Here is a 5,221-nt window from a genome sequence, read left to right on the forward strand (position 1 = left end):
CACGGTGAAGACCCACGTCTCACGCATCATCGCCAAGCTGGGCGTCCGCGACAGGATCCAGGCCGCGATCTGGGTCCACCGCCGCGCCGCCGGGACCCCCACACTCCCCCTCCGTTCACCGTCGAACAGCACTGAGGAAGGAAGCGCATCATGACACCCACCCCCGCACTCGCTGCCGGGCATGCCTCCGGCAGAGGCTCCCGGTCCGCGCCGCTCGCCATGCTCATCATCGGGGCCCTGCTCACCGTCGGCGGACCGTTCCTCGGCGCCGTGATCGGCAGCTTCGCGATGGTGCCCGGTGCTCTGGGCTACGCCGACAGGACGGTCGAGCTGGCTCCGAGCGGCACCGTCCGGCTCGAGGCGGAGGAGTCCGTGCTGCTCCTGGCACCCGTGGCCGAACTCGCCTCTGCCGATCACGCGCAGTGCTCGGCAGAGGCCGCAGACGGGACCGCGGCCGCGGTCACCTTCGAACCCGCCAGCACCCTCAACACCCGCTCCAGCGGCACGCGATACGAATCATTCGCCCGCGTCACGGCACAGACTGACGGCGCACACACTCTCACCTGTGACACCGAGCCACGGGTGATCGCCGCTCCCCCGTTCGAGATGGGGTCCCTCCTGGGGCCGCTGGCCTGGTGGACCGCCGGAGGCCTCGTCGTCTCCGCACTCGGGGTGGTCCTCGTGATCGTCGGCATCGTGCGTCTCACTCGGGCGAAGCCGGCAGCCTGACGCAGGCCTGGCCGGCACCGGACCGGCCAGGCCGAGCGGGTCGCTCGCTCCGGACCGCAGGCTTTCCGGCGATCCCGAACACCCCGGACCACTGTTGCCCACGTCACTGGCCGCGGCCTCGGCTGTGGCACGATTGAGCACATGACGCGCACCGCCCTCGACTTCGACGAGAACTGGCTCGAGCCGGACGAGATCGCCCACATCCGCAGGCGTATGCCGCTGCCCTACGTGCACGGCGTCCCCGTGAAACTGGGTGACGACGGCTCCGTCGAGAAGGTGGGCCTGCTGCTGCGGACCCTGCCGGACGGGGTGCTCGGCCGCGAGATCGTGGGCGGACGCGTGCGCTACCACGAGTCCATCCGCTCTGCCCTGCTGCGTCACGCGGAGAAGGACCTGGGCACCCTCGCCCTGCCGACGCTCCCGATGGCGCTCACCCCGTTCCACATCGCGGAGTACTTCCCCACGGAGGGCACCTCGCGCTACGTCGATCCCCGCCAGCACGCGATCGCCCTGTGCTACATCCTGCCGGTGATCGGCGAATGCGAACCGCGGCGCGATGCGCTCGCACTCGACTGGCTCACTCCCGCCGAGGCCGTCCGCGCCGATGTCGTGGCCGAGATGGTGCACGGCCAGGAGCACATCGTCCGGGCGGCCCTGGCGCACCTCGGCCTCCTCCCCTGATACAGCCCTCACCCCGAGGAGTCCACCGCATAGGAGAGCCTGACCATTCCATTGCCGAAACGGCGCTCGCTCTCCAGGCGCAGCCCGATCCTGAGATCGGGCAGGAACCGCAGGCCGGAGCCGACCACCACGGGGCACACCAGCGGCACGATCCTGTCGACCAGACCGTGGCGCAGCGCCTCCGCCGCCAGGGTGGGACCGTCCACCGTGAGATCGGCCGACGCGTGCTCCTTGAGCCGGCGCACCTCGGCGGGAGAGAACTGCCGCTCCACACGCGTGCGGCTGGTGGGCACAGCCTCGAGCGTGCGGGAATAGACCACCTTGTCCCTCTCCCGCCACAACTGAGCGAAGACCTGCGACTGCGGCGACTGGTCCGCCACGGCCGGATCGGTCTCCCACACGGCCATCATCTCGTACATGCGCCGACCCGTGAGGAAGGTGCCCACCTCTGCGATGTCGCCGTTGACCGCGTCCAGCACCTCTTCATCCGGAACGGCCCATTCGAACCCTCCACTCCCGTCCGCGACGAATCCGTCCAGCGAGACGATCATCGAATAGACCAGTTGCGCCATCTCGACCCCTCCGCTCATTCCAGTTGCATTCTGCAACTGGAATGACGCTAACATAGACTGCATGCATGTCACAATCAGTTTCCGCAGTTCCCCCGGACCGCACAGAGACGCTCACCGTGCCCGCGGGGAAATCCGGATGTCCCATCAACATGACCGTCGAACTGCTGGGCGACCGGTGGAGCTTCGTGGTGCTGCGGGACATCGTCTTCGGCGGGCACCGGCATTTCAGAGAACTGCTGGACAACTCCCTGGAGGGGATCGCCTCGAACATCCTCGCCGCACGGCTGAAGAAGCTGACGGCGGCGGGCCTGCTCAGCACACACGCGGATCCGCACCACCGGCAGAAGATCGACTACCGGCTCACAGAGCCGGCGATCCAGCTCATCCCCCTCTTCGCACAGCTGGGAGCGTGGGGAGCACGATGGATGCCCACGACACCGGAGCTGGCCGTCCGCGCCGAACTCCTCGCCGCCGGCGGGCCTCCGCTGTGGGACCGGTTCATGGAAGAACTCCGCAGCATCCACCTCGAGAACCAGCCACCCCCGGCGGACGGGGTCCTCGCAGAACTGACCGCCGCCCATGAACAGCGGCGGGGCGCCGATGCAGTCGCCCCGCCGCGCAGAGAGAAGGAGACAGGCCATGTCCATGTTCCTCGCGATCAGCTACGGGGATGAAGCAGGGTATGAGAGCACACCGATCCAGGTGCGCAGGCACGCCCATGCCCATGACGAGCGGCTGCGCGAACGCGGGGTGCGCATGAGCCGGGCCGGAGAACCCATACAGGTGAGGAACACGGAGCTGAAGGAGATCCGGCAGGAGCCGGGTGCCTACCTGCGTTCCGCGCTTCCGGTCGCCGGGTTCTCACTCCTCGAGGCGGACAGCCTCGAGGAAGCCGCCGCACTCCTTGCCGAGTCCCCGTGCGCTGTCGCGCACGGCGTCGTCGAGGTCTGGCCGCTGGAGGACTGGAACCAGCAGGACTGACAGGACCGACCGGCCCGTGGGCCGGGCCTTGGGCGAGGCCTTGGTCTGGGCCTTGGGCCGGACCGTGAGCCGGGCCCTGGGCCGGGCCCTTTGGTCGGGCCCTTCCGCGCCAACAGGCGGATACCGGCCGCACCCGTGACCCCGTGCCCGGCCCCTCCGGGGTGCGCGTCCTTGCACCTTCCCGCGAACCGGCTACCATCGGAGGCACACGACAGGGGAGCGCCGCACAGGGGCGCTGAGAGTGCGAACATCGCAGACCCTCGAACCTGATGCGGCTCGTACCGCCGAAGGAAGTCGAGACTCTTCATCCCCTCCTGTCATCTTTCAGGAGGAGCACCATGCAGAAAACCATGCAGGAATCTGCATCCACCCGCTGGCGCGTGGTCGACATCGTCGTCACCGCCGTCCTCGGCTTCGCCGTGGGACTCATCTTCTGGGCCTGGGCGGCGGCATGGTCCGTCTTCGAACTCTGGACGAATGCCTTCCCGCCGCTCATGGGGCTGTTCGGCGGGGTGTGGGTGCTCGCCGGACCGCTCGCCGCGCTCATCGTCCGCAAGCCCGGCGCTGCGCTCTTCTGTGAGCTCCTCGCCGCCGTCACCGAGGCCGTCCTGGGCTCGCACTTCGGCGCCACGGTGCTGATCTCCGGCGCGATCCAGGGACTCGGCGCGGAGCTCGCCTTCGCACTGCTGCGCTATCGCAGGTTCGGCCTCGGCACGGCGCTGCTCTCCGGACTGCTCGCCGGGGTGGGCCTCACAGTGGGCGAGATCGTCATGTACTACGCCGCCTGGTCCCCGGTGTTCCAGGGCGTGTACGCCGTGCTCGGCATCGCCAGCTCCGTGCTCATCGCGGGACTGGGCTCCTGGCTGCTCATGCGGGCGCTCGCACGCACCGGTGCGCTGTCCTCGCTGGCCTCCGGCCGGACGGCGCGCAGGATCTAGGCGGAGCGTACGACCTGTGGCCGGGGTGCGGCGGGCACGTGCTTCCAGAGGCGCACGTGCGCACTCCGGTCACCACCCCGGACCGGGGTGCGGCGGGCACTTCCCCGCACCCCGGCTTCCGAGAACCGTCCCGCCTGCTCCACACTTGTACCGGCGAGCGCCGGCCCGCCCCGCCCACAGAGCCCACCGCCCGCAGAGAAGAAGGACCACGTGCCGCACGACATGAACCCCAGCCCCTCCGCTGACGGCCCCGACGCCACCGGCACCTCCGGCCGCGCTCCCGGCGCAGGACGCTCGACTGCGCCGGGGAGCACACACGCGGCAGGAAACACACCCGCGCCCGGCACCGCCCCCAGACGCACGGGCACCCGCTGGCGGGTCGTCGACATCGTCGTCGCCGCCATCATCGGCGTCGCGGCCGGCGTGGTGTTCCTCGCCTGGTCCTCCTCCGTCTATCCCGTGTTCAGCTCATGGTCGAGCGTGGCCTTCCCGCCTGCGCTCGGTCTCATCGCGGGGATGTGGGTGCTGGCCGGACCCCTGGGCGGGCTCATCATCCGCAAGCCCGGCGCCGCACTGTTCTGCGAACTGCTCGCCGCGACCACCGAGGCGGCTCTCGGCTCGCAGTTCGGCCCGCAGATCCTCATCACGGGCACCCTGCAGGGCCTGGGTGCCGAACTCGTCTTCTGGTGGCTGCGCAGGCGTCAGGCCCGCGGCGCCCGCAGGCTGGCTGCGTACACTCTGACCACCGCTCTGCTCGCCGGTCTGGGCTCCGGCATCGCGATGTCCGTGGGCGATATCGTCATCCTCTACCCGGCCTGGGCGCCCATGCACCAGCTCACCTACGCCGTGCTCGGCTGGATCAGCGCGACGGCACTCGCCGGCGGTCTCTCCTGGCTCATCTACCGGGCGATCCTGCCCACCGGTGCGCTCTCCTCCTTCGCCTCCGGCAGGGACGCACGACCCACCAGGGATGCAGCGGCGTGAGCCCCCTGCCCATCACCGCGCACGGCTTCGGCTGGACCCATGCGGGCCGTTCGCAGCCAGCGTTCTCCGGCCTGGACCTGCGCATCGAGGCGGGCGAGCGCGTGCTCCTCGTGGGGGCCTCGGGCGCGGGCAAGTCCACCCTCCTCCACGCCATCGCCGGCGTGCTCCCGGAGGAGTCCGGCGATGCGGAGGGCACGCTGCTGGTGGGCGATGCCCCTCCTGCGGCCGCGCGCGGGGTGACGGGGCTGGTGCTCCAGGACCCGGACTCGCAGGTGATCCTCGCCCGGGTGGGCGACGACGTGGCCTTCGGCATGGAGAACCTGGGCGTCCCCGCGG

8 protein-coding genes and 1 riboswitch are annotated in these 5,221 nt (G+C 70.1%); of the genes, 7 read left to right on the forward strand and 1 reads right to left on the reverse strand.

Annotated features, from left to right (window positions below; translation table 11 throughout):
* Window positions 1-150 precede the first annotated feature (150 nt).
* A complete protein-coding gene (locus Q0A33_RS00095) occupies window positions 151-729 on the forward strand; it encodes a hypothetical protein (RefSeq protein WP_291791333.1) in 579 nt (192 codons plus the stop codon).
* Between the two features lie 141 nt (window positions 730-870).
* Window positions 871-1,410 carry a DUF4916 domain-containing protein gene (locus tag Q0A33_RS00100; RefSeq protein ID WP_291791336.1) on the forward strand — a complete coding sequence of 180 codons (540 nt, stop codon included), beginning with the start codon at window positions 871-873 and terminating at the stop codon, window positions 1,408-1,410.
* An 8-nt stretch (window positions 1,411-1,418) separates the two neighbouring features.
* Here the strand turns inward: Q0A33_RS00100 and Q0A33_RS00105 are convergent, their stop codons facing one another.
* Window positions 1,419-2,000, reverse strand: coding sequence for a dihydrofolate reductase family protein (locus Q0A33_RS00105; protein WP_291791339.1), 582 nt, complete (start codon window positions 1,998-2,000; stop codon window positions 1,419-1,421).
* 47 nt (window positions 2,001-2,047) lie between these two features.
* Between Q0A33_RS00105 and Q0A33_RS00110 the strand changes: the two genes are divergently transcribed.
* The 5 genes from Q0A33_RS00110 to Q0A33_RS00130 all read left to right on the forward strand — a co-directional run.
* Window positions 2,048-2,656 carry a helix-turn-helix domain-containing protein gene (locus Q0A33_RS00110; protein WP_291791341.1) on the forward strand — a complete coding sequence of 203 codons (609 nt, stop codon included), beginning with the start codon at window positions 2,048-2,050 and terminating at the stop codon, window positions 2,654-2,656.
* Window positions 2,622-2,963 (forward strand): hypothetical protein, encoded by a 342-nt coding sequence (locus tag Q0A33_RS00115; RefSeq protein WP_291791344.1) that lies wholly within the window; start codon window positions 2,622-2,624, stop codon window positions 2,961-2,963. The genes Q0A33_RS00110 and Q0A33_RS00115 overlap by 35 nt, the downstream gene beginning before the upstream one ends.
* Before the next feature lie 203 nt (window positions 2,964-3,166).
* A riboswitch (TPP riboswitch) is annotated at window positions 3,167-3,273 on the forward strand.
* Window positions 3,274-3,301: 28 nt separating this feature from the next.
* Entirely contained in the window at window positions 3,302-3,901 is a 600-nt protein-coding gene (locus Q0A33_RS00120; protein ID WP_291791346.1) for an ECF transporter S component, read from the forward strand.
* A 210-nt stretch (window positions 3,902-4,111) separates the two neighbouring features.
* The gene (locus Q0A33_RS00125) at window positions 4,112-4,885 is read left to right on the forward strand and encodes an ECF transporter S component (RefSeq protein ID WP_291791348.1); all 774 of its coding nucleotides are present in this window, start codon (window positions 4,112-4,114) and stop codon (window positions 4,883-4,885) included.
* On the forward strand, window positions 4,882-5,221 hold a 340-nt coding region (locus Q0A33_RS00130; RefSeq protein ID WP_291791350.1), incomplete at its 3' end, for an ATP-binding cassette domain-containing protein. The genes Q0A33_RS00125 and Q0A33_RS00130, both read left to right, overlap by 4 nt.

This window comes from Brevibacterium sp., from assembly GCF_022712115.1.
GTDB classification, from domain to species: Bacteria; Actinomycetota; Actinomycetes; order Actinomycetales; family Brevibacteriaceae; genus Brevibacterium; species Brevibacterium salitolerans.

Coding starts and splice junctions, on each gene's coding strand:
- Q0A33_RS00095 (WP_291791333.1), top strand. CDS start 151: ATGACACCCACCCCCGCACTCGCTGCCGGGCATGCCTCCGGCAGAGGC.
- Q0A33_RS00100 (WP_291791336.1), top strand. CDS start 871: ATGACGCGCACCGCCCTCGACTTCGACGAGAACTGGCTCGAGCCGGAC.
- Q0A33_RS00105 (WP_291791339.1), bottom strand. CDS start 2,000: ATGAGCGGAGGGGTCGAGATGGCGCAACTGGTCTATTCGATGATCGTC.
- Q0A33_RS00110 (WP_291791341.1), top strand. CDS start 2,048: ATGTCACAATCAGTTTCCGCAGTTCCCCCGGACCGCACAGAGACGCTC.
- Q0A33_RS00115 (WP_291791344.1), top strand. CDS start 2,622: ATGTCCATGTTCCTCGCGATCAGCTACGGGGATGAAGCAGGGTATGAG.
- Q0A33_RS00120 (WP_291791346.1), top strand. CDS start 3,302: ATGCAGAAAACCATGCAGGAATCTGCATCCACCCGCTGGCGCGTGGTC.